Source organism: Paraburkholderia sp. JHI869 (assembly GCF_038900775.1).
In the GTDB taxonomy this organism is placed as follows: domain Bacteria; phylum Pseudomonadota; class Gammaproteobacteria; order Burkholderiales; family Burkholderiaceae; genus Paraburkholderia.
In genome coordinates, this window is sequence record NZ_JAYMSC010000054.1 from 1 (window position 1) to 22,709 (window position 22,709).

Annotated in this window: 21 protein-coding genes and 1 pseudogene; 15 read left to right on the plus strand and 7 right to left on the minus strand. The window is 56.2% G+C overall.

The genetic code is table 11. From position 1 onward, the window contains the following. From VSR72_RS41990 to VSR72_RS42015, 6 genes are all read left to right on the plus strand, one after another. The coding region (locus VSR72_RS41990; protein WP_342958070.1) for a hypothetical protein at nt 1-255 on the plus strand (255 nt) is incomplete at its 5' end. Nucleotides 256-1,480: 1,225 nt separating this feature from the next. Further along, entirely contained in the window at nt 1,481-2,830 is a 1,350-nt protein-coding gene (locus VSR72_RS41995; protein ID WP_342958071.1) for an MFS transporter, read from the plus strand. Nucleotides 2,831-2,858: 28 nt separating this feature from the next. Further along, nucleotides 2,859-3,581, plus strand: coding sequence for an alpha/beta fold hydrolase (locus VSR72_RS42000; protein ID WP_342958072.1), 723 nt, complete (start codon nt 2,859-2,861; stop codon nt 3,579-3,581). A 72-nt stretch (nt 3,582-3,653) separates the two neighbouring features. Next, entirely contained in the window at nt 3,654-4,586 is a 933-nt protein-coding gene (locus tag VSR72_RS42005; RefSeq protein WP_342958073.1) for an NAD(P)-dependent oxidoreductase, read from the plus strand. Between the two features lie 40 nt (nt 4,587-4,626). Continuing rightward, nucleotides 4,627-4,977: a carboxymuconolactone decarboxylase family protein gene (locus VSR72_RS42010; RefSeq protein ID WP_342958074.1), complete on the plus strand. Its 351-nt coding sequence runs from the start codon at nt 4,627-4,629 to the stop codon at nt 4,975-4,977. 860 nt (nt 4,978-5,837) lie between these two features. Then, nucleotides 5,838-6,764, plus strand: a complete 927-nt coding sequence (locus VSR72_RS42015) for a LysR substrate-binding domain-containing protein (RefSeq protein ID WP_342958075.1) — start codon at nt 5,838-5,840, stop codon at nt 6,762-6,764. A gap of 21 nt (nt 6,765-6,785) precedes the next feature. Here VSR72_RS42015 and VSR72_RS42020 read toward each other — a convergent pair whose 3' ends face one another. The 5 genes from VSR72_RS42020 to VSR72_RS42040 all read right to left on the minus strand — a co-directional run bounded on the left by VSR72_RS42020 (nt 6,786) and on the right by VSR72_RS42040 (nt 12,577). Then, a complete protein-coding gene (locus VSR72_RS42020; protein ID WP_342958076.1) occupies nt 6,786-7,598 on the minus strand; it encodes an enoyl-CoA hydratase in 813 nt (270 codons plus the stop codon). Nucleotides 7,599-7,604: 6 nt separating this feature from the next. Continuing rightward, nucleotides 7,605-8,570, minus strand: coding sequence for a tripartite tricarboxylate transporter substrate binding protein (locus VSR72_RS42025; RefSeq protein ID WP_342958077.1), 966 nt, complete (start codon nt 8,568-8,570; stop codon nt 7,605-7,607). A gap of 48 nt (nt 8,571-8,618) precedes the next feature. Further along, entirely contained in the window at nt 8,619-10,175 is a 1,557-nt protein-coding gene (locus tag VSR72_RS42030; RefSeq protein WP_342958078.1) for a carboxylesterase family protein, read from the minus strand. Beyond that, a complete protein-coding gene (locus tag VSR72_RS42035; RefSeq protein ID WP_342958079.1) occupies nt 10,172-11,080 on the minus strand; it encodes an alpha/beta fold hydrolase in 909 nt (302 codons plus the stop codon). The genes VSR72_RS42030 and VSR72_RS42035 overlap by 4 nt, the downstream gene beginning before the upstream one ends. 240 nt (nt 11,081-11,320) lie before the next feature. Beyond that, nucleotides 11,321-12,577 (minus strand): CoA transferase, encoded by a 1,257-nt coding sequence (locus tag VSR72_RS42040; protein WP_342958080.1) that lies wholly within the window; start codon nt 12,575-12,577, stop codon nt 11,321-11,323. 850 nt (nt 12,578-13,427) lie between these two features. On the opposite strand from VSR72_RS42040, the pseudogene VSR72_RS42045 reads away from it, so the two are divergent. Further along, a pseudogene (locus tag VSR72_RS42045) lies at nt 13,428-13,634 on the plus strand (integrase); the annotation flags it as partial. Nucleotides 13,635-13,645: 11 nt separating this feature from the next. Here the strand turns inward: VSR72_RS42045 and VSR72_RS42050 are convergent. Next, on the minus strand, nt 13,646-14,584 hold the full coding sequence (locus VSR72_RS42050; RefSeq protein ID WP_342958081.1) for a zinc-dependent alcohol dehydrogenase family protein: 939 nt from the start codon (nt 14,582-14,584) through the stop codon (nt 13,646-13,648). Between the two features lie 84 nt (nt 14,585-14,668). Then, complete coding sequence (locus tag VSR72_RS42055) at nt 14,669-15,595, minus strand: LysR family transcriptional regulator (RefSeq protein WP_342958082.1); 927 nt, start codon at nt 15,593-15,595, stop codon at nt 14,669-14,671. A 207-nt stretch (nt 15,596-15,802) separates the two neighbouring features. Here VSR72_RS42055 and VSR72_RS42060 point away from each other — a divergent pair, with 207 nt between their 5' ends. The 8 genes from VSR72_RS42060 to VSR72_RS42095 all read left to right on the plus strand — a co-directional run bounded on the left by VSR72_RS42060 (nt 15,803) and on the right by VSR72_RS42095 (nt 22,695). Then, nucleotides 15,803-16,180: a hypothetical protein gene (locus VSR72_RS42060; protein WP_342958083.1), complete on the plus strand. Its 378-nt coding sequence runs from the start codon at nt 15,803-15,805 to the stop codon at nt 16,178-16,180. 14 nt (nt 16,181-16,194) lie between these two features. After that, on the plus strand, nt 16,195-16,596 hold the full coding sequence (locus tag VSR72_RS42065; protein ID WP_342958084.1) for a cupin domain-containing protein: 402 nt from the start codon (nt 16,195-16,197) through the stop codon (nt 16,594-16,596). A gap of 1 nt (nt 16,597) precedes the next feature. Further along, nucleotides 16,598-17,344 (plus strand): SDR family oxidoreductase, encoded by a 747-nt coding sequence (locus VSR72_RS42070; RefSeq protein WP_342958085.1) that lies wholly within the window; start codon nt 16,598-16,600, stop codon nt 17,342-17,344. Between the two features lie 13 nt (nt 17,345-17,357). After that, entirely contained in the window at nt 17,358-17,882 is a 525-nt protein-coding gene (locus VSR72_RS42075; RefSeq protein WP_342958086.1) for a cupin domain-containing protein, read from the plus strand. Continuing rightward, entirely contained in the window at nt 17,860-19,482 is a 1,623-nt protein-coding gene (locus VSR72_RS42080) for a carboxylesterase family protein (RefSeq protein WP_342958087.1), read from the plus strand. The genes VSR72_RS42075 and VSR72_RS42080 overlap by 23 nt, the downstream gene beginning before the upstream one ends. 73 nt (nt 19,483-19,555) lie before the next feature. Further along, complete coding sequence (locus VSR72_RS42085; protein ID WP_342958088.1) at nt 19,556-20,335, plus strand: carboxymuconolactone decarboxylase family protein; 780 nt, start codon at nt 19,556-19,558, stop codon at nt 20,333-20,335. 35 nt (nt 20,336-20,370) lie between these two features. Next, complete coding sequence (locus VSR72_RS42090) at nt 20,371-21,474, plus strand: alpha/beta fold hydrolase (protein WP_342958089.1); 1,104 nt, start codon at nt 20,371-20,373, stop codon at nt 21,472-21,474. A gap of 15 nt (nt 21,475-21,489) precedes the next feature. Then, nucleotides 21,490-22,695 carry an MFS transporter gene (locus VSR72_RS42095; RefSeq protein ID WP_342958090.1) on the plus strand — a complete coding sequence of 402 codons (1,206 nt, stop codon included), beginning with the start codon at nt 21,490-21,492 and terminating at the stop codon, nt 22,693-22,695. Nucleotides 22,696-22,709 lie beyond the last annotated feature (14 nt).

The following is a 22,709-nucleotide window of genomic DNA, read 5'->3' on the forward strand; positions in this document are numbered from 1 at the left end:
TCGCCGGCGTCGACGTTCGGAGGGTGTCACTTCTTCGATAGTGTTCACGTGTCCGCTTATTCGTTAAGTGGACACGATACTCCCAAGAGCTTTACCGATCCTCAAGATGGGTTGCCCGGCCGCTTACCGATGAAGTGGTCAGCGGCGCTGGCAAATCCGAGCGTCTTCCCGCCTTCGCTGAAGAAGGCACGCGACCTCCGCGAGGCATCGAGCGGCCGCAATGCCATTCACCTCCATACACTTTTGACGCTCTAAGTAGATGTCGTCGACGCGGTGCAGCATACCTTGGCTAAACTAGATGCCGTCTCGGGAGAGGAACTCGCGCCAAGCGGCGGCGTGCTCGCTCGTTGGCTACGTGCGCCGGCTTGACTGAACTCGCTGCATCGGCCGTCTTCTGCGATTTTTGCCACGACCGGGCGCAATTACCGAGCGCCGCCTCGCTGGTTGCCAGGGCGTGCCTTGGTCCGCGAAAAGGTGAAAGCGCAGGCAAACGCCGTTGCACGCGCGTGAGCAAGTGCGGCACATGGAGGAAGGGTGCGCTCCTCGACGCCTTATGGGAAGCTTTTTGGGGTAAGAGTCGATTACTCGCACTTCCAGTTCCTGTGTGTGGCGACGCGCGACCCATAGGTAAGTCATCCTCGCACTCAGTGCTCCCATGCTCGCCGCCGTGTGTCACACGCTCACCGACGGAGTGGCTGAGCAGAGCTCCCCCTGACTGCTTAAGCGCCAGTGAAACGACCCGACGGCTACTTAAATTGAGCGCCTTGGTGATCTGGCATACCACCCTTAGTCAACGCCGTCATCGCGAGCGCCACCACTTTTTTTCCGCACCAGCCACTGAGCTCGATGCCTCGCATTCCCTGTTGCACGATTAGTCGATCCACGGACTAAGATAAAAAAATCAGCCAAGTTGATGAACACGAAGAGCGGTAGGCTTTCCGTATCTGGATCATCCGGGTATTTATGCGACGGATTCATCAACTGTCATAACCTCCGGCTATATCAGTGCAACCCGCAGTCTTCAATCAGCGGCTACTAGCTTGCAAAATCACTTTACCAACAGAGTGACTCCCACCCCGTCGAGCAATCCGGATAGCGGCAGACGGAACAATCACACACAACGGCTCCGCTTAGGGCGTTTGCCCTGAATACGCCGTTATCTGTATATCGCGCATGCCCGCGGTCAGAATCAGCTTGGAGACATTGATGCCATATCGCCGATCCGTTGATGGGAACTGCAACAATGGATTGCCACCTCGTGGAGGAGTGGGTCGTCCCGTGCGCGGTTGATTTTCCACCTCTTTCCGCAAATAGACAGGGAAAGTTAATCCGCGATACTTTGGCCAACGCTGCCCGTGAGATCGCCTCAGGCAATCACTCGTAGGCCAACGAAAGGACAAAATAATTCATCTGCAATTTCTCGCGAATCTATGCAGATCTAAATGGACTTCGGACACTTGAACGCTCACGAGATCACACTATGCGACAAATAGATCTACGCCGGCTCGTTGATAATGCTCCCATTGGGCGGCTGCATTTCGCCGTTATATTGTGGTGCGGAATTGTTTCAGTATTGGATGGATACGATTTATCAATTGCCGGCGTAGCCTTGCCGTCGATGATGAAAGCGATGGGTGTCTCGCCGGCCACCGCGGGAATCATGGTAAGTTCTGCGTTGTTTGGAATGATGTTCGGAGCGATCGGACTTGGCACGCTAGCGGATCGTATCGGGCGGCGTTGGGCGTTTGTGCTATGCGTTGGGTTGTTTAGCGTATTTACAGCCGTGGCAGGCTTTGCAAATGACCCGATTACTTTTAGCTTGATGCGCTTTCTCGCGGGCGTGGGGGTCGGCGGTGTTACCCCGACGGTTGCTGCGCATGTGACAGAATATTCTCCGCGGCGCCTTCGAACCACCCTCGTTTCTGTGATTTTTAGTGGCTTCGCTGTTGGTGGAATGGTGGCAGCGATGACCGCGAAAGCTCTCCTCGAAAAGTATGGTTGGCAATCCGTGTTCTTCGCTGCATGCCTGCCAATGGCGTTGATACCGGGTATCTTTCTATCTTTGCCTGAATCATTGCCCTTCTTGCTGAGAAAGGGAGACACTCAATCTATCCGCAAGATTGTTAATCTGATTCGACCAGAAGAGGTTGTAAATAGCGACGACGTATTTGTTTTAAATACGGTTGATGTTCGCGCCGATGCCCCAATGAGCATGCTTTTCCGAGATGGGCGAGGCGTAAGCACTTTGATGTTCTGGATTTCCTCTTTCATGTGTCTTTTCATGGTCTATGGGCTAAGTTCGTGGCTCACAAAATTATTGGCCTCCGCAGGGCACAGTCTCGGTAACGCGCTTACGTTTGTCATTGTGTTAAACGTCGGTGCCCTGATCGGAACTTTGGCAGGTGGTTGGCTCTCGGACCGCGTCCACATCAAGTACGTGCTGGTGGGAATGTACTCCCTTGCAGGCCTATCAATTGCAATCCTCGGTTACGTACCGAATGATTTCCTCGCGTATCTATGTGTTGCTATCGCCGGTGGGTGCACCATCGGAACACAGACCGTAGGGTACGCTTACGCAGGGCAGTACTATCCGATGAGTATCCGTTCTACGGGGATTGGCTGGGTTTCAGGCGTTGGGCGGACAGGGGCCATCCTTTCGCCAATAGTCATCGGCGTTATTGTTGGCTTAAGTCTTCCACTGCAGACCAATTTCATCGCATTGGCGGTTCCAGCGGTAATCGCGACGATGGCGGTAGGCTTCGTCGACGATGCCCGGTCAAAGCGGCTGAGCATGGAGATCAGTGTCGACGGAATCGAGGCAAGCGAATAACGATGGTATTCAACCGGAGCGACCTAGCATGAATCCCACGTCATCAAAAATCTACATGCTTGTGCATGGCGCCGCCCACGGAGGATGGTGCTGGAAAGAGGTTGCGACTTTGCTGCGGTCCAAGGGGCATACCGTGTATACGCCGACGCAGACTGGGCTTGGAGAACGGTCCCACCTAGTGTGGACAAAGCCGAACTTGGAGGTCTTGATAGAGGACGTCGCGCAGGTATTTAGATACGAGGACCTTCGTGATGTCATCTTGGTGGGTCACAGCTTTGGCGGTCTGACCGTCTCTGCTTTGGCTGACAGGATTCCAGAATGCTTGCGACATGTGGTCTATCTTGATGCAACGGTACTCACGTCCGGTGAGTGCGCCATGGATCGTATGCCTGCGGAACTTGCCGAGCGATATAAGCAGCGTGCGCTGGAGTCAGGTGGAGTTAGTGTTGCTACCAATCCTCCCGCGTATTTCGGAGTTACTGATCCGGCTAAATCGTCGTGGTTGCAGACAAAGATCACTCCCCAGCCGTATCAGCCGTATTTAGACAAACTTTATCTCAAAAATCCGTTAGGGAATGGGCTTCCCGTAACCTACATTGCTTGTACGTCTCCATCCTTTGATAGTCTTAGTAAATCCCGGGAAATTGCGAAAAGCACATTGGGCTGGCGTTATGTGGAGATGCCGACGGGCCATAACGCGATGACTTTGATTCCAGATGAGCTTGCAAGGACTCTTGCAGAAATTAATTGATTCTCCCCAATTCTCGGAAACGAATATTGTCAACGCCGAGAGTATTCATCTTAACTCGTGAGGAATAGATAAATGGAAGTCGGATTCATTGGCCTAGGCCGAATGGGGCAAGGAATGGCGCGCAACCTTCTGAAGGGTGGCGTGTCTTTGACAGTTTTTGATGCTAACAGCGAGGCTGCATCGAAACTTGTTGAGGCCGGCGCTAAGCAGGCGAAGAGTGTAGCCGAGCTTGCACGCACCGCCCATGTCGTCTTCACATCGCTGCCTGGGCCGGCAGAGATCGAGGAGGTGGTGCTCGGCGCAAACGGCATCCTGAACAACATGACCCCGGGATTGGTATTGTTCGATTTGTCGACGAGCTCGCTCTCGCTAAACCGTCGCATTGAGCAGGCCTTTAGGGAAAAGGGAGGGTCGATGCTCGATGCACCAATTAGCGGAGGTCCAACCGGTGCGGCGTCCGGGGATTTGGCAGTCTGGGTCAGCGGTGACAGGAAGGTCTTCGAGGAGCATCAGAGTCTCCTTCAGAATATCGGAGACAAGGTCCGTTACGTTGGGCCAATCGGCGCAGGCACAGTTGCGAAACTGGCGCACAACGTTGTCGCATATATGATCCTTGAATCGATGGCGGAAGTCTTTTCGATGGGGGTCAAGGCGGGAGTTGACCCGCTCGAGTTGTGGGAGGCGTTGCGCTTGGGATCAGCGGGTAAGCAATCGCCGCTCATGCTTCTTGTCAAACAGTTCTTGCCGGCGAAGTATGAACCCGCATCGTTTGCTCTCAAGTTGGCTCACAAGGACGTAATGTTGGCGACTGCGCTTGGACGAGAACTGGGAGTTCCAATGAGACTCGCGAACTTGACACTAGAAGAAATGACGGAGGCGGTCGGGCGCGGTTGGGGTGAGCAGGACGCGCGTGCTTGCTTGAAGATCCAATTGGAGCGAGCTGGAGTGAACATCGCGGTCGATCCGGACCGACTTGAAAAGGCAATAAACGCCGAGCAGCATTGATTTAGACGCACGGTAGCTTAACTCTATTAGGAAGGTTCAAATGAATCAAATCAGCGACGCAGCGCAGCAGCTCCACACAAAGCGCGAAGTTCTCCGCCAGCAACTTGCGGCATTCGCGCCAAAACTGGCACAGATGACGGATGATGTGCTGTTCGGTGACATCTGGGAGCGACCAGAGCTGAACAAGCGAGATAGAAGCCTCATCACCTGCGCAGCGCTGGTAGCATTGGGTAAGACGGAGCAGATGTCGACACACTTTCCTCGTGCTATCGCGAATGGAATCAGCAAAGAGCAACTGGTTGAGATGATTACTCACCTGGCGTTTTACGCCGGTTGGCCGAGCGCGGTCTCTGCTGTAATGCGAGCGAAGGAACTGCTGGGCGATGACTGACCGGGTCACTATGGCCGAAGCGCTGTCTGACACCCAAGACTGCAGGCGGGGGTTCTCGTAACCGAGGCAGCAGTTGCAGCTTGCGGTGTTCCGCCGATGCTTCTTGAATGGGGAAATTGTGAGGCCATCGCTAGGGAGCGATGGCCTCAACTATTTCTATCCTTTGCACTTCGCTAGCAGTTCAAGAAGGTCGACTGGAAGCCGTGACAGAACTTTATGGGCGCGGCTGCGCTTGGCCACGACCTGGTAGGCTGGTCATACGATGGCGTAACATCTTTTATCGTGCATCGGCGCGCCGCCCGGTCGGAGATTGCTTCATATGGAGCGTGTCTGTAGTTGATTCACGTACGCCTACGTTTCAGCCGTTTGGCGGAACGAGTGCCAACATTCCCCCAAGCGCGGGGAAGCCGAAACGATTGCCCGACGTCGACGGGATTCGCTCAATCAAAAAGCAGGTTTCTTCTCGCCGAACGCAAATCAATGCTCCAATGTATCGGCTTATTCATCAGTGAATACTGCGCCATTGCGGCAGAACAAAGTGTTACGATTAGTGCGACAGGTTCTTGATGCATACGACGCGACTCTAGTTGCCCCTCCGGCAGTGCACTGTGTTGGACCAACTTTGCGATCCAGCGAAGATGGTGGTCGGCAAAGCGCGCCGAGAGGGGGGGCGTCAAATCCGGGCCTCCGACTCCACCCAGCGGCGTTCTGTATAGCCCTCGCAGCACCGTGCGCGAAGCCACCCAGGGATTTGCGTAGTTGGAGATTTCTAATCAAGTAACCTACTCTAAGCTGAGACAGGGAACGAATATAAATGGGGGCCACATGTTTTCTGTAGTCATGGAAGGCAGCGCATACGCATGAAGCTTCGTCAATTGGAATGCCTTTGTGCGATCGTCGATGCGGGCTTCAACATTTCCCGCGCCGCAACGAATCTCCATTCTTCTCAGCCCGCTGTCGGAAAGCAACTGAGACAGCTCGAAGAAGAGATCGGGACAGACCTGTTGTTGCGAGTTAAAGGGCGGCCCACGGCCCTTACGCCAACTGGCGAGCGTACTATCGAATGGGCGCGTCGTTCACTGCAGTGTGCGAAGAGTTTCCGTGAAACTGCTCGTGAGGCAAAGGTAGGCGAGTTCGCTTGGACCATCCCCTTGTTCGCAAGCCATACACTAGCAAAATACATTGTACTTCCCGCGATTTCATCATTTTTGGATGCGTTTCCGAACGGGCATTTCAAAGTAATGCAAGGTCTTCCAGACCAAGCTGCACAATTGATGCAAGATGGCGAGGCAATGTTTGGCGTCGCACATCAGCCACGGGAATTGCCCCCCGGCTTGGTCGCGATACCGTTCCGTACACTAGATCTTGCGCTGTTGGCACCGGCGCGACATCCATTGTTGAGACTTAAGCAGCTAACTTTAGAGAGTATTGCCACTTATCCGCTTATCGCACAGAATACTTCTCGCCCACAGGGTGCCAGAGTGATGCGAACTTTCTTCGAGGCTGGTTTGGACCCGAAGCCTGTCGTCGAGGCGCCCGACGCAGAGGTAGTGAAAGCTTTTGTCACGGCAGGGATCGGCGTTGCAATAATACCGGCATTTACCTTCGATGCCCGGCGAGACACCGGGCTACGGATAAGAGACGCAAGCAATCTCTTCGGCGCATCTGTTGCCGCTATCTTCTTGAAGCGCGACGCACATTTGCCAGCGTATGCGTTTCAATTTCTCGAGATGCTTGATCCGACGCTCGAGAGAAGACGAATTGAAGGGATGATCTTTGGGCCCTAAGCGCTCCTGAAATGGGGAAGCTCAATAACCTTGGAACCTCGGCGGACGCTTCTCCCTAAAGGCGCGTCTTCCCTCCGCATAGTCCTCGCTGCTCAGGCAGGCTCGCGCGCGCGCATCGCATCCAGCGACGTCTGGCGTAGCGGCGTCGCTCAACGCGACCTCAACGGCGTACTTTGCTGCCGCTACCGAGAGCGGTGCATTTGATGCTATGCGGCGAGCCAGGTCAGTGACGAAACTCAGCAATTGTTCAGCCGGTACCACATCGTCCACCAATCCGATTTGAAGGGCGCGGTCGGCTGTGATGCGGTCGCCTGTGAAAGTCATCAGCTTGCATCGAGAGGGCCCAACCAAGTCCGTCAGCAACTTCATCTCCTGGTAATAGTAGCTAAGGCCAAGCTTTGCGGCCGGAATGCCAAAGGAAGCGCCTGTTCCCGCCAGCCGGAGGTCGCATCCGAGTGCTATCGCCAAGCCCCCACCGAGACAATAGCCGAAGACCATTGCGAGGATTGGCTTACTGAATGATCGAACTGCCCGTTGTGCGGCCAGTATCACTGAGGCGTTCTCTGCTGCTTGCGCGGTGTCTATGTCCTGTTTTTCACTGATGTCTGAGCCAGTACAGAAGGCGCGATCTCCTTCACCCCGGATGACAACACAGCGTACCGCCTGATCGTTCGAAAATTCTCTCAGGCACTCGACCAGTGACCGCGCCATCGAAAGGGAAACCGCGTTATGTTTCGTCGGATTTGCCAGCGTAATCCAACCTATCCCTTCGGTGACAGATGCGCGTATATGTCCCGGTCCTTCGGAGGATCTGAGCTCAGTCGTGAGTTCCATTTTCTGCTAATCCGTTACGATGTGTTTATCGGTTGCGACACGCTTGAAATGGTCGTAGCTTTCGCGGACCTGAGCGCCAAATTCGCTCGCCGTCCAAGAAAGCGGGGAGCCGTCTTCCACAGCATCGAGACGATGCACCTCTGCCGATTTAGCGATCTCAATCAGTTCGTGGTTGTATCTTTCCACCAGCGCGGGAGCTACGCCCTTAGTCGTCCAAACGCCAATCCAGAGGTTCTGCACGAAACCTGGAAGCACGGAATCCATGGTTGGTAAGTTGGGATAGTTGGGGGATCGGTCACGAGAGCAGACGGCAACCAAACGCACCCGACCGGCTTTAGCCAAACCATCCACTGCGGAATGAGTAGTTACGGCAAAATCGATTACGCCCGATGCAAGGTCGATCAGGGCAGGGGCACCACCTTTGTAAGCAATATTGTTCAAAGGGAAATTACCTGCTTCGCCCAACATCTCGGATGTAATGTGCGCAACACTTCCTATCCCGCCGTTCCCATGATTCAGGCCTCCATGCTTAGCTCGTCCTACGGTTAGCAGATCCGCTGGCGTTTTGATGCCACTCTGATTCGATGCGGCGATGACCAGGGGAAGCTGGAGAATTCCAGCCACCGGCTCAAGGTCGTGGACTACATCCACCGTTGGGTGGCGCATCGTCGCATTCGCGGAAACGAGACTCTTCGAAAAGAGCAGCAGCATGGATCCGTCATGCGGGCCATTGGCGACAGCGGAAGCTCCGATCATACCGCTGGCCCCAGCTAGGTTCTCCACGATAACGTTCGTGTGAAGACGCGCTGCTAGTTGTGGAGCAACCACGCGCGCCAACAGATCGTTGCTTGCACCGGGAGGTACAGGAACAATGATTCGAATCAAAGATGGAATGGTCGGTTGCTCGGCGCGCGCAGCGCCTGCCGTAGCAAGCAGCAGAATTGCCGCATACTTCCATAGTTTTACTTGCATAGATGTCTCCTCTCATGATAGTGGTGTTAAAACATATACTTTTGATGCTTACCAGGTGCGCCGACCTTCAGTGACAGCGGGTACATACGGTGGTAACTGGTCTAGAGCGAGACGCTCTTCTCGCAACGGGTCCGTTTCGACACGTGAGGGGCTACCGAATACCATTGTCTGTCGATCGACAAGGTCGTATGGTGCCCACGTGGGCAGGCCGGAGTGGTTGGGATCGCCGCTGCGCGCGAAAGCGACCCAACTTTGAGCCATCTCGTCCTGGAGCAGATAGCGGTCTCGACCAACACCGGTGATTCCGGAGGCGAGATCCACATTGGCGAATACGAACGGGACGCAGAGAGTGTGGGGGCTACGAAGCAACCCATTTTGAACGGGAGATTTCCAATTCAACATATACATGTAAACCGGCGCAGAAGCTCCGATCGTTTGCCGTTGGGCCGCATGAGTCACACTGCGACGGTAGCGATAGTCTCCGAACGCCTGCGTAAATAAGTCGCCGCTAGAATCTAGCGGACGTCCGTTGCGATAAGCCGCCAGAAGTCGTGTCGCATCGTGTATCGAGATGCAAAGCGATCTTGCCGTCGCGGCCACGGCTTCTTGAAAATCCATATTGAAGATGCCAGGAGTCGGGGCAAATGCGAGTCTTTGCTCATTTTCACACCAACCTGTCAACAACGGGATTGACGCCGAAAGGCGGACGGCCTCTACGTCAAAGGGTTGGCAAGGGAGGATCGCGCCATCGACCACAGGGCGGTAGTTGTCGATCATGCCTGCAGCGCGAATGGCTTCCGCCTGCGCTGCGAGCAGCGTATCTATTGGCAGTTCTTGCAGCGTCCTGATCCGGTCTTGCTTCACGCCGAGCGTACGAAGGAAGAAGTGGGTATTCCGTTCGGCATCCTCCAAACTTGCCATCCGAAGTAGAGACGAGGAGCTCTGTATAACAGCGCGATGAAACAGGCCGTGAGCTTCGGGCATCGCCATCAGAACAGCAACTTTCGACCCACCGCCGGACTGGCCGAACAAAGTAACGTTGTTGGGATCACCGCCAAAACGGGCAACGTTTTCTTTTATCCACTTGAGTGCCCGCACAATATCGAGCATTCCCAAATTCGTGGCGTCCGCAGAGAAATCTCCATCAGCGGTGCCCAGATATAGAAAGCCGAACAGGTTCAGGCGGTGGTTTACTGTCACTACGACGACATCTCGCCGGGCTAAGTTGCTCCCGTCGAGCCCGGGTGCGCCGGCTGCACCCATAGAGAAGCCGCCACCGTGGAGATAAACCAAGACCGGCTTGCGAGCCCCTTCTTGCAGCGTTGAGGTATAAACGTTCAGTGCCAGGCAGTCCTCCGCCATCGGCCCTCGGTCCTTGGCCCACGTGTGATAGGGCAGGGCTGAATCCGGTTCGTTTTGCGGTGCGCGGGACGGGAATGCCAGCGCATCCCGTACACCCGCCCAATCGATCCGCTTTGCCGGGTGGAAGCGGTTAGCGCCGCTGGTATCTGCACCATAGGGAATGCCTTTAAAGCTGAATACGCTTTGTGTAAAAGCGCCCCGAACTTTGCCGCCGGTGGTCTCGACGACCGGTGAAGTAGTCATGATACGCAGTTAATACCGTGTGCGAACAGGAAAGAGGTCAATTGATCGGCAACTTCAACATTATTAAGATCGGAAAACATAAAATGCGAATTGCCACGTAGGCCAGCTTCGGGCAGTAACAACACATGGGCGCGTCCGCCGTTGTGGTTCACTGCTTGCGCGAAGAGCCTTGCACTAGTTATTTGTGCGCGTCGCCCATCGGCTGGCAGTTCCGGCACTGGGACGGTTGGGATATTGTCGCCGTAGACAATCTGTATGGGAAACCGCGCCAGGTTGTCGAACTCGCGGGCTGTAACTTCGACGCCTTGCTTCTGCGTTCCAAGATACAGTGGTATGGGTGGGGGAAGCTTGCCCTGGGGAAAGACAACCGAAGGCTCGTAGCTAATAATCGCTCGAACATGTGGGGACCGTGCGCCGGTGAGCCAGCCCGGAATACCGCTCATGGAATGGGTGACCAAAATGGCAGGTCCAGTTCTTTCGAGAAGTGCAACGAGAGACATGCTGACCAAATCGGGGTCATCCGCAATCCGTGGCGCGACTTGGCACATGAATTGTTCAATCGCGTCCATAGGGAACGCCTGGACATCGAAATGGTCGGGGAACCGTGGTCCGAGACGCCAACGCGACCATACTTGCTCCAGGCCATGCCTTGCCGTCTGCGCGGGCACGATCTGCTGTGTATCATCAAGCTGACCGAAGTCGCCATTGAAGCTTGGAAACCCTGATCTTCCAGATCTCGGGGTATCTACTACATACACTGGATGGCCGCGGCGCAAAAACAAGGTCTGAAAGCCTTCACGCCCATCCGGAGTGGTTTCCCATACACTGCCCGATCCGCCCCCGCCGTGCACAAGGATGATTGGTAGATGGCACGCGTCGGTCGGCACCTGATACTGGACGTACATTGCATCAATCCAGTGTTTCTGACCGGCGCCTGACGGAAGGGCATCGTGTAGCTCATTGTAAATCCCGGCGGCGCTAACCTTATGGCCACCCACGAAAAAGCTACCTTGTCGCGCGATCGACAGTGGACAAAAGTCGGGGGATGACGCGCGGGTAACTGCTTTTCCATCCGGCATAAATGCTCCGAAGAAACAAGACGGTTGAAAATGGTATTTGGTTTTTCACATATGCCATCCCGAATTTCAGATGACGCCGTTAGATTCCCATTCCTGCAGGGTTTCATCTGAAAAGCCAAGCCACTTGCCGTATATGAGCCGGTTATGCTGACCCAGTGCCGGCGCCGCTCCGTCAGTCCCTTTCGGTGTCTCGTGGAAACGAATCGGAAGGCCGAACGTATTCAAACCAGTCGAGGTTCCAAGAGTTGGATGTTCAGCTGCTTGAATATCGCCACGTTCAGCTAGTGCGGGATCCGAAATTGCTTCTGCTGGTGAACGAACTTTTTCTACGGGGATTCCAGCATTGGAAAGCAGGGATTCGACTTCGTCTGCCGTATATTCACGGCACCACGAGGCTACGACTTCGCAGACCTCGTCGTTGCGCTGGCATCTTTCTGCCAGCGTCGCGTATCGAGGGTCGGTAGTCCACGCTTCGAGACCCATGACACGGAAAAGAGAGTGTGCTATCGGATCTCGCGATCCTGCGGCTATAGCGACGTAGCCGTCCTTGCACGAAAAGATACCGAAAGGCGTTGCCTTGACATTGAAATTGCCGGTTCGTGTCGGTTCGCCAAGAAGCCCAAGCGATTGCCAATCTTCTGTAGCGAGAAACGCCGTAGTGGCACCGAGCATTGAAATATCAACGTACTCACCGTGCCCACTACGCTCGCGCCTGAACAGCGCGGCGTTGATACCCATCGTGGCATAAAGTGAAGCCAAAGTATCGGCGATCGACATGCCTACACGGACGGGCGGCCCGCCCTCGATTCCGTTCGCGAGCATCATGCCACTCGAAGCTTGTATCACGACGTCGAATGCCTTTCTTCCAGGCATCACGCCGGCGCCAAAACCACTTATGGAGCAATAGATGATTCGTTGATTTAGCGCTTTGGTTGCCTTGTAACCGATACCTAGTCGATCGGCCGTTCCGCTCGAATAGTTTTCGATAACGATGTCGGCGCGCTTAACCAGTTCTTGATAAATGCTGAGCGCCTGCGGCGTCTTCAAATTCAGAGTAACACTGTGCTTTCCACGAGCACGTGCAAGCATCGGAAGAGACAGTTCGTCCCCGCTCTTTCGCCACAAGGTAAGCTGACCATTGGAAGTAATGAATGGCGCGTACCCACGAACCACATCCCCTTTTCTTTCCTCGATCTTGATGATTGTCGCTCCCATTGCTGCGAGATAGTAGGTAGCGATTGGGCCAGACTTCTGCGTCGTAAAATCGAGGACGACCACCCCTTCGAGAGGTCCTTTGTTGTTTATAGGAAATTTCGAATCCATTGCTCGTCGTTCCTCTTCGTTGGATGTGCTACCTGACCGTCGAACGATCGGGCTTGTTGTCGCTTTTGGAGATGCAGGCTTTGGTCCATTGTGGCGCATCCTGGTTGCAACCAACAGTTCAGTTTTGTTAGGCCACTAAAGGCTTTTGGAATAGACGCCAGCCCGTCGATGAGGGGATGGAAGGCGGGCGCGATTCGTCTATTGAAATGGTGGAAGCTTGGTAGCTTTTTCGGCTTGATCGTCATACAAACATCTCCACGATGAGGGCTGCTATTCACGGGCAAGGTGTGGAAAACGTCTGAAAGTTGGGTCGCTCTCGCGCTATTGTTGTCGCTCGTTGTCGACGACGGCTGCACCGCTTTCAGCGTCGGATCGAGAATGATTGCCTTTTCATCTCGAAAATCGTAGGACGATTGACGAACCTTTCGAATGCAGTGGCGACCACGACGAGTTCCGCAAGCATGCGACTACAGCCTGGGACGACTGGTTGAGAACGCTACGGCGCCGGCGGAGTCTCCCCTTAGGTGCTTAACTCCGATGTGCGGGTGATCAGTGTCGAAATTAAGCTGCCCACGTGGGCGACAAGGCGGATTGCTCCGGCCGATACGCGCTCAGTAGCAGTTGGTGGAACTCAGGCTGATGGTGGCGGGTCGCGGAACAGAGATAGAGGGGAAAGTGCGTCGAACTGAACTGTCGCGGGCGACGGTTCGATAATATTTTTGTATTGAGCACTCGAGCCGGAACATTCAGTCCAGCACGCGCCCTACCAAACAGCTCAAGAAACGGCACGATCGCGGAATCGTGAGGCATCACAATGCGGAACTGGCTTGAGCAGAAAGAAAATGAACGCCAGTATCGGACAGCTGGACAGCCTCGCAAGCCGTCGCTAGGGCTGTTTGTGGAAGTGACCGTAGGGCAGGTATGCTCGCTGGCGCAGTGGCTGGCCCAAGTGCGCAGGGGAGGCGCCCCCGCCGCAGACACGGCCGAAGCGGGCAGAACGCACCGCGTCGAGGAGTTGTGCAAGAAGCGCGTGGAGGATCACTCGAGGGAGCACAGCTCCCAGCCTGGCTAGCCAAAACGAAGCACAGGCTTTACCGCTCCGGGTCGAGCGGTTTGCTCCACCGCGCGTTGCCAATCGTCAATGGCAAAGACTTGGACAGGCGGCAGATCGGCGTCGCGCAGGGCGTGCCACAAGCGCTGAAACTGTCTCTGCCATGTGCCGGGTGTCATCGTCACCAAGGAATCCCGAAGGTGAAATCGCCGGTAACTGGCACGGGGTGTACCTGATGGCTGGATGCTCTGCCCGGAGAGCAGGCCGTAGCCGACGAAAACCGTGCCATCGCGCATCGCATCAATCACGATTGAGCCAACCGGCCCGCCCAAGGCATCAAAAACCAGATCAGCTTCGCTCGCCGCTGCTTTTACCGCATGCAAGTCGTTCATGGAGACAGGCTGGATGCCACAGGCAACAAGCCGTGACACGCGGTTGTCGGAGCGATAGATACCTTGAACTTTGACGGCTCCTTGCTCCTGCGCCCATCGTCCGAGAAGCTCCGCACAGGTTGATCCCGCACCGCTCAATAGCACTCGCTTTCCGGTTACCGGGAAAGCATCCAGCATGGTCAAGGCCGCTAGTGGATTGATATAGGCTCGCGCTGCGACGAGATCGCTGATGGTGTCGGGCACCGGGACAGCAAGGTCGGGGCTGCAATCGACGTAGGATTGCCAAGTGCCCGTGCCGCGCAGCGGCAATACACGTCGACCAATGAGTTCGGTGTGGGTTTCGGGTGCATAGATCACCCGCCCAACGCCTTCGTAGCCTGCGACGGCAGGAAGCTGAATGCGGTGCGAATAGGCGCCGGTAATCGGAATCAGGTCGGACGGATTAACCGGCGAAACGGTCATAGCGACGCGCATCTGCGTAGGGTTGACCGGCGGCAAATCAAGTGTTTCCAGATCAAGCTGCTTGATGGGTGCGCCGAATGAGCGGTAAATGAGCGCTTTCAAAAATTGAACCTTTTAGCGTTTTGCATACCCGGCAGCGGCGTGTCCTGGGAAATTGGACGGCAGCGTAGGTCGTCCATCGGCTAACTACTCTTTTCGCCGCTTGGCAACGCGGGGGGGTTCCTCACGCCAGCGTAGCGTGTCGATCACCAATGCCAATGCGGGAGGCAGCTGCCGGCGACTGGCGTAGTAGAGATGGTAGCCGGGAAATGACGGCCACCAGTCCTCAAGCACCGGCACCAATCGTCCCGCGTCGATGTGAGGTTGCACAATGTCCAGTGGTGCATACGTCAGTCCCATGCCATCCAGCGCTGCTTGCAGCATCAAGAACGTATTGTTGAACACGGCCTGACCTTCCACGCGCACACTGATTACTTGCCCATCCTTCTCGAACTCCCAGGCGTACAGTCCGCCGTGAGTAGGCAGGCGCAAATTCATGCAGCGATGCTTGGTCAGGTCGTGTGGTGTCGCCGGTAACGGTTGATCTGCCAGGTATGCAGGGGTACCCACCACGGCCATGCGTAGGTCCGGCGCAATGCGCACGGCAATCATGTCCTTGTTCACTTGATCGCCGAATCGTACGCCAGCGTCGAAACGATGAGCAGCAATGTCGGTGAATCCGTAGTCCACGCTGAACTCGATCCGGACATCGGGGTACGCCTTCAACAGTGGTAAAAGGCGCGGCCAAAGCACGGTCACGACGGGATGGTCATGTGCCGTGATGCGCACTGTTCCGGCTGGCGTGCCTCGCATTGCACTCAGCGACCCCAGCTCCAGTTCGATTTCGTCGAGCCGCGGCGCGACGGTGTTCAACAGCCGTGTTCCAGCTTCCGTAGTGGAAACGCTGCGGGTGGTGCGCGTGAGTAGCCGCACACCGAGGCGCGCTTCCAAAGCCAACATGGCGTGGCTCAATGCGGAACGCGACAGACCGAGTTGGGCGGCGGCCTTGGTGAAGCTGCGTTCACGAGCCACCGCTACAAACGCTTGTAGATCGCTCAGATTCTCTTTCGGCATTGGTGCACCACGTTCACATGAGTGTGCTGATTTTACTATCTTCCGAACTAGTCGCGCAGGCAATAAAGTGCCATTGATCCCATGCCGCCGGTCTGCGGCGAAGCTGGGCCTTATCGGATGGGTTGCGCCAGCCTGAAGCTAGTCCGGTAGACGCTGGCTGCCTGTCCGGGAGTCGGCCGTCAGAACCATGCTCCTCGTCCTACATCGATGTTTCGAGATGGGAGCCGGTCATGGAACCCTATTTCTGCCCCTGATTGGCATTGGCGCAACGCGCAGCGCGGCTGGAAGCAATTCTTCGGGAAAGTGGGCAGCCAGCCTTTCCTTCTCAACCGAGCAACGCATCAGGAGGTCAACGATGCCCCATGTGATCGTCAGGCTCTGGCTGGGAAAGACCGGGCAGCACAAACAAGACTCACCGACGGCATCGTGAAGGCCTTGGTTGAGACTCGCAACGCTAGCGCGAACTCAGTGTCCGTCGCCATCGAGGAAATTAAGCCGGAAGACCGGATGGACACGGTTTATCGCCCGGACACAGAGAAAAACATGGCTGAACTCTACAAGAAGCCGGGATACGACCCATTTTGAATTAGGAGTCTCTCATGGAACTCAAACGCGCCGGATCACAACCCTCCATCAAAGGCCCGGCGGATTGGTTCACTGGCACTGTCCGTATTGATCCGCTGAACGCCCCACCGGCACCGGCACGCGTCTCATGCGCCAGCGTCACTTTCGAGCCCGGCGCGCGCACGGCCTGGCACACCCACCCGCTCGGTCAGACGCTGATCGTCACGTCCGGCTGTGGCTGGACTCAATGCGAGGGCGAGCCGATCGTCGAGATTCGCGCGGGCGATGTGATCTGGTGCCCGCCGGGACACAAGCACTGGCACGGTGCCACACCGACCACCGCCATGACGCATATCGCGGTGCAGGAAGCGCTAGACGGCAAGAACGTCGAATGGTTGGAACACGTCACTGATGAACAATATCTCTCGGAGAAATGAAATGAGCAGCAATATCGAAGGCAAAGTCGTCGTTATCACCGGCGCATCCAGTGGCATGGGCGAGGCGGCTGCCCGTCATCTGGCGGAACTCGGCGCCAGCGTCGTCCTTGCGGCACGCCGTACTGACCGCATCGAGAAAGTCGCTGCCGAAATCACGAGCAAAGGCGGCAAGGCCGTGGCCGTCTCCACCGACGTGACTAGCTTGGAAGACACGCAGAAGCTCGTGGATACCGCCGTCAAAACCTTTGGCCGCATTGATGTTCTGGTCAACAACGCAGGTCTCATGCCGCTGTCGCTCGTCGAACAGGCGAAAGTGGATGAATGGAACCAGATGATTGACGTGAATCTGCGCGGCGTTCTTCACGGCATGGCCGCCGCGCTGCCCTACATGAAGGCGCAGAAGTCTGGCCACATCATCAGCACCGCATCCGTTGCGGCCTACAAGATTTTCCCGAGTGCTGCGGTCTATTGCGCCACCAAGTTTGCGGTTCGTGCCCTGTCGGAAGGACTGCGCCAGGAAGTGACGCCCTACAACATCCGAACGACGCTGATCTCGCCGGGCGCGGTCAAGACCGAACTGCTCGACCACATCAGCGATAAGGATATGCAATCGGCGAATGCGGATTATGTGGGCAAGGTCGGCATCTCGCCCGACAGCTACGCCCGCATGGTGGCCTTCGCGATCAGCCAACCCGAAGACGTGGATGTCAACGAAATCGTCTTCCGACCGACGGCACAAGAACTCTGAGCTCGAGTCAGGAATGGAAGCGGACAGCATGAAAACGTCATCGCTCTTGACAGTCGCCCTGTACGTCGCAGTGTTTCATGCTGCCATAAGCAATGCGGCCGAGCCTCTGGCGAGCACTGCTCCAGCTTCCGCTCCGCCGCAGATCATGCGCGCGGGTAGTCAGCCCTCGGTCGTTGCTCCTGCTGCCTATTTCACTGGACGAGTGCGAATCGACCCGGTTTGGCGGGCCAACGCCGACATCAATGCCGCGGGCAACCTGGTGACGTTCGAGCCGGGTGCTCGCACGCATTGGCATACCCACCCCAAAGGACAGTACCTCATGGTCGTTTCCGGCGTGGGGCTTTATCAAGAATGGGGAAAACCGATACGGGAGATCCATCCTGGGGATGTGGTGTGGTGCCCGCCAGGTGTCAAGCACTGGCACGGTGCCACCCCTACTACCGCGATGACGCACCTGGCAGTTAGCGGCACCACGGTGAATGGCGAGAACGTCGAATGGATGGAGAAGGTCAGCGATGAGCAATACAATGCCCGGTAGCCTTTCGGCATCCAGCGCACTTGCAAAAATCGGTCACCTTTTTATGGCGATTGGCTTGTGCGTGCAGTTGGCGACGGGGTCGGTCGCCAAGGCGCAAACTGCCCCTGTCCTCAATGTCGATAGCGGGCCAGTCCGCGGCATTAGCGATGTCAAGATGACATCCTTTCTCGGGATCCCCTACGCAGCCCCGCCAGTAGGCGATTTGCGTTGGCGTCCACCACAGGCACCCAAGCCTTGGAAGAAGCCGCTGGAGGCGAACAAGGTTTCTAACGAGTGTCCGCAAAACGGTGATCTCGGAGCATTCGCAAGCGCGGGGGGGAACGAGGACTGCCTCTATCTAAACGTCTATGTCCCACGCTCGACAGAGGAACGGCGTTCATTGCCCGTGTTCGTGTGGATACATGGCGGCAACCTGACGGTTGGACAGGCAGCCGACTATGATCCGAGTAAATTGGTGGTTGATGGCAAGATGATTGTCGTCACAATCAACTATCGCCTTGGCGTGTTGGGATTTTTCTCGCATCCCAGCATTGATGGCGAACGGCATCCTTTTGGCAACTACGGCCAGATGGATCAAGCCTTCGCACTGGATTGGGTTCACCGCAATATCCAAAAGTTCGGCGGCGATCCTGACAACGTGACCATCGCCGGGGAGTCGTCCGGGGGCACGAGCGTCCTCGCGCAAATCATTTCCCCCTGGGCGGCCGGAAAATTTCAGCACGCGATCATCATGAGCGGCGGCGCCGAAATCATCCGGCATCCCTATTTTGGTGCGACGCGCCCGGTGGAATACGCCAGAAAGATCGGCTCCGGCTTCGCCACTGCCGCGGGCTGCAGCGACCAGAGCGCCGCCTGCCTCCGCAGGCTCAGCGTGGATCAAATCCTCGCTCACCAGAAGGACTACATCGTCAACCAGACGATCATCGACGGCGACTTTATGCCCATGCAGCCCGGCGATGCGCTGCGGGAAGGGAAATTCAATCCGGTCACCATCGTCAACGGCACGACCAGCAATGAAGGGACATTTTTTGCGGCTCTACCGGAGAACGCGACGGGAAAGGCGATGACCGAAGAGGGTTACAACACCGGACTTGGCGCATTCTTTGGAGATAAGTCAAGGTTGGTCGCACGCGAATATCCGATTGCAGACTATCAATCGCCCAGCGAAGCCTATGCCGCCGCCGCGACGGATTATCTGTTTTCGTGTCCAGCTTTGATGATCGACAAATGGGCATCGGAAAAGACGACGGTTCATGCTTATGAGTTCAACGACAGGACAGCCCCGTCCTACATTCCTCCAACGACCTATCCGCTGGGTGCAGCACATACCTTCGAGCTTTCTTATATCTTCCCCGGCTTCCACGGCGGGAAGGTCGGTGCTCCAGTCAAGCTGAACAGCTTCCAGGAGAAGCTGTCCGACGAGATGGTGCATTTCTGGACATCCGCGAGCAGCACGGCGCGATGGACGGACTGGCCGAGGTTTGAGGGCGCGCAACCAAGCCTGATGCAATTCATGCTGCCCGAAAATCGCAGCGTGGCGGCCATCGAATTTGCGAAGCGCCACCATTGCGATTTCTGGAACTCCATGGGGGTTTACTGAGCCGGTCGGCATCGGGTTACGCAACGCTTCATCGAATGATTGCAGTTCCAGGCAATTACAGGGATCCCAAAGCATGAAAAAAACTTTGACCTTCCTTTTACTAGGGCTCGGTGCAATGAATATTTCCAACGCGCAGACGGCTCCCCGGCATGAACCGGATTCCAACGCAGAGGTGAATGTGAGTGCGGTATCGCCTGCGCTCGCTCGCTATATCAACGAATCTGTTGAGAACGATCTGTGGAAACGACCGCAGCTATCGCCGCGTGACCGAAGCATCGTTACGTTGGCGACCTTGATTGCGCGAAATCAGACGATCGAGTTGCGCCCGGAGCTTTATCGCGCTCTCGACAATGGCGTGAAGCCGTCTGAGATTTCGGAAATCATTACGCATCTGGCGTTCTATGCCGGACTCGGAAACGCAAAGGCCGCGATTGCGGTAACGGCGAAAGTTTTTGCCGAGCGGCACATCGGCGCCGACCAACTCCCTCCCGCTTCACCACGACTCTTGCCGATCGACGAGAAAACCGAAGCTCGTCGCTCGGAAATTGTTGCGCGAGATGTCCGGCCAGTTTCGCCGGCTCTGGAGCACTTCATGAACGATCCGCTCTTTCATGACGTATGGCGTCGGCCGGGTTTGTCTCCACGCGACCGCAGCCTTGTGACCGTCAGCAGCTTGATCGCCAACGGACAGGTAAACGAGGCGGCATTCCACCTCAACAGGGCGATGGATAACGGACTCACTGCCGAACAGATTGGGGAGGTCATCGCGCAGATTGCGTTCTACGCTGGCTGGCCCAATGCCTATGGCGCGGTAGCGGTTGCCGCGAAGGTCATTGATTCGAGGCCCAAGTAACGAGATCAAAACAACTAACCAACGGAATATCCATCATGAAATCAGCCTCAAAAAACATCATCAGCGCGTACGCGGCATCGCTCATGCTCGCCCTGTTTTTTTCGTCCATCGCCAGTGCGCAGCAAGTGCAGGACGTGAAGCGGAGCGCTAAACCACTGGTGCTGAAAGATCGCGGTAGTCTGGTTATCGGCGGCACAAGCATCGACCAGACACGCGAACAACTCTCCAGCATTACTGGCGTTCCGCCGGCGCAAGACGGTCACATCACGATTGACCAGATGTACGTCGATTACATGATTCCTCAGAACACCAGCGGACTGCCTATTGTCCTGGTGCATGGAGCCACGTTGAGCGGCAAGACGTACGACACGACCCCCGATGGCAGGATGGGGTGGTACGAGTATTTCGTTCGTAAAGGCCACGCGACCTATGTAGTCGATCAATCGTCGCGTGCTCGCTCGGGTGTCGATATTTCGACTTACAACGACGTTCGCACAGGCAAGCAGCCTCCGACCGCCTTACCCAATGCCTTTCGTATCTCACAGGAAGACGGACTGGCACAGTTCCGGATTGGCATTCGCAATGGAAAGCCGTTCGCCGATACGCAGTTCCCCGTCGAGGCCCTCGACGCCCTTGCGGCGCAGTCCATTCCAGATTTCAACGCAAGTTTGCCGCAGCCCAACCCCACTTACGCGAACCTGGCCATCCTTTCGAGGGAACTGGGTGGCGCTGTCGTCGTAGGTCATTCGGAAGGAGGTGCCTATCCGCTGCACGCCGCGCTGGCCGACTCCGCGAACGTCAAGAAGATGATCCTGATTGAGCCGGGCACCTGTCACGACACCGCCTGGACTCCAGCGCAGATGAAGACCTTTGCTGCGATTCCGACTCTTGTTGTCTTTGGCGACCATCTTGATGCCAAAAGTACGGTCGAAGGTTTCACTTGGCAATCCGCGTATACCGATTGCGAACGGTTTGTTTCGGAGGTCAATGCCGTAGGTGGCAACGCGACGATGCTGTACCTCCCCGACCACGGCATGAAGGGCAATAGTCACCTGCTGATTATGGATCGCAACAACCTCAAAATTGCGGATCTTCTCTTGGGCTGGATTTCCAAGAAGAACGCGGCGTCGAACAAGTAGTCGAGAAAACGACACATGCCAGAAAATACACACCTGCCGAATCCGTCCGAAAGCAGGCAAGCATGGGGTGCCGTCCTTGCGATGTCGCTGGCAGCGTTTGCCTTGGTCGCGTCCGAGTTCATGCCTGTCAGCCTGCTCACGCCCATCGCGGCTGACCTTCGCATCAGTGAAGGCCGCGCTGGACAGGCGATTGCGATTTCCGGGGCGTTCGCCTTATTGACCAGTCTGTCCATTTCTTCACTAGCGGGTCAGCTCGACCGCAAGGTGTTGCTGCTGACACTGACGCTGCTGATGATCGTTTCAGGTACGGTTGTCGCCTTAGCACCGAACTACGTCATCTTCATGATAGGCCGGGCGCTGATCGGAGTCGCCATCGGTGGCTTCTGGTCGATGTCCGCTGCGACGGCGATGCGGTTGGTGGAAGATCGTCACGTTCCTCGCGCCTTGGCGATCTTGAACGGCGGCAATGCACTGGCATCGGTGCTTGCCGCACCTCTGGGTAGCTTTCTTGGTGGAATCGTTGGGTGGCGCTTGGCGTTCTTCTGCGTCGTTCCTGTTGCGGCCATCGCTTTCGGCTGGAAGCTAATCGGATTGCCTTCAATGAACGTAGAGCCGGCGTCAACGTCCGGGAACGCCTTCAAGCTATTGGCGCGGCCTGCGGTTGCCCTGGGCATGGCAGCATCCGCGCTGCTCTTCATGGGGCAGTTCACGCTATTCACCTATCTGCGGCCGTTCCTTGAGTCGGTCGCTCATGTCGACACTACAACGCTTTCGCTGATGCTCCTTGGGATCGGCGTCGCTGGTTTCATCGGGACAACTCTGATTGGCGCCTTCGTCAAGAGTGGGCTTTATCGGACGTTGGTTGTCATCCCGGTCTTAATGGCAGTGATCGCATTAGCACTTGTTGAGTTCGGTAGCTCGGTAGCTGTGAGCGCCGTTCTGCTCGTAGTTTGGGGGCTGATTGCGACGGCGGCACCAGTTGGCTGGTGGACGTGGTTGGCGCGCACGCTGCCACAGGACGCGGAAGCCGGTGGTGGGTTGCTTGTAGCGATTGTGCAGCTTGCCATCATGCTCGGCGCAACTGTCGGTGGCGTCCTTTTTGACACGAGTGGCTACCAAGCCACCTTCGGCGCGAGCGCGGCGGTACTCGTTGTCGCAGCCGTTGTCGCCGTTATGGCCGCGCGTTTCGGTGAGGTACAACGTGGCGCTTTCGCGTCGTAGTCGTGTTTTATGAA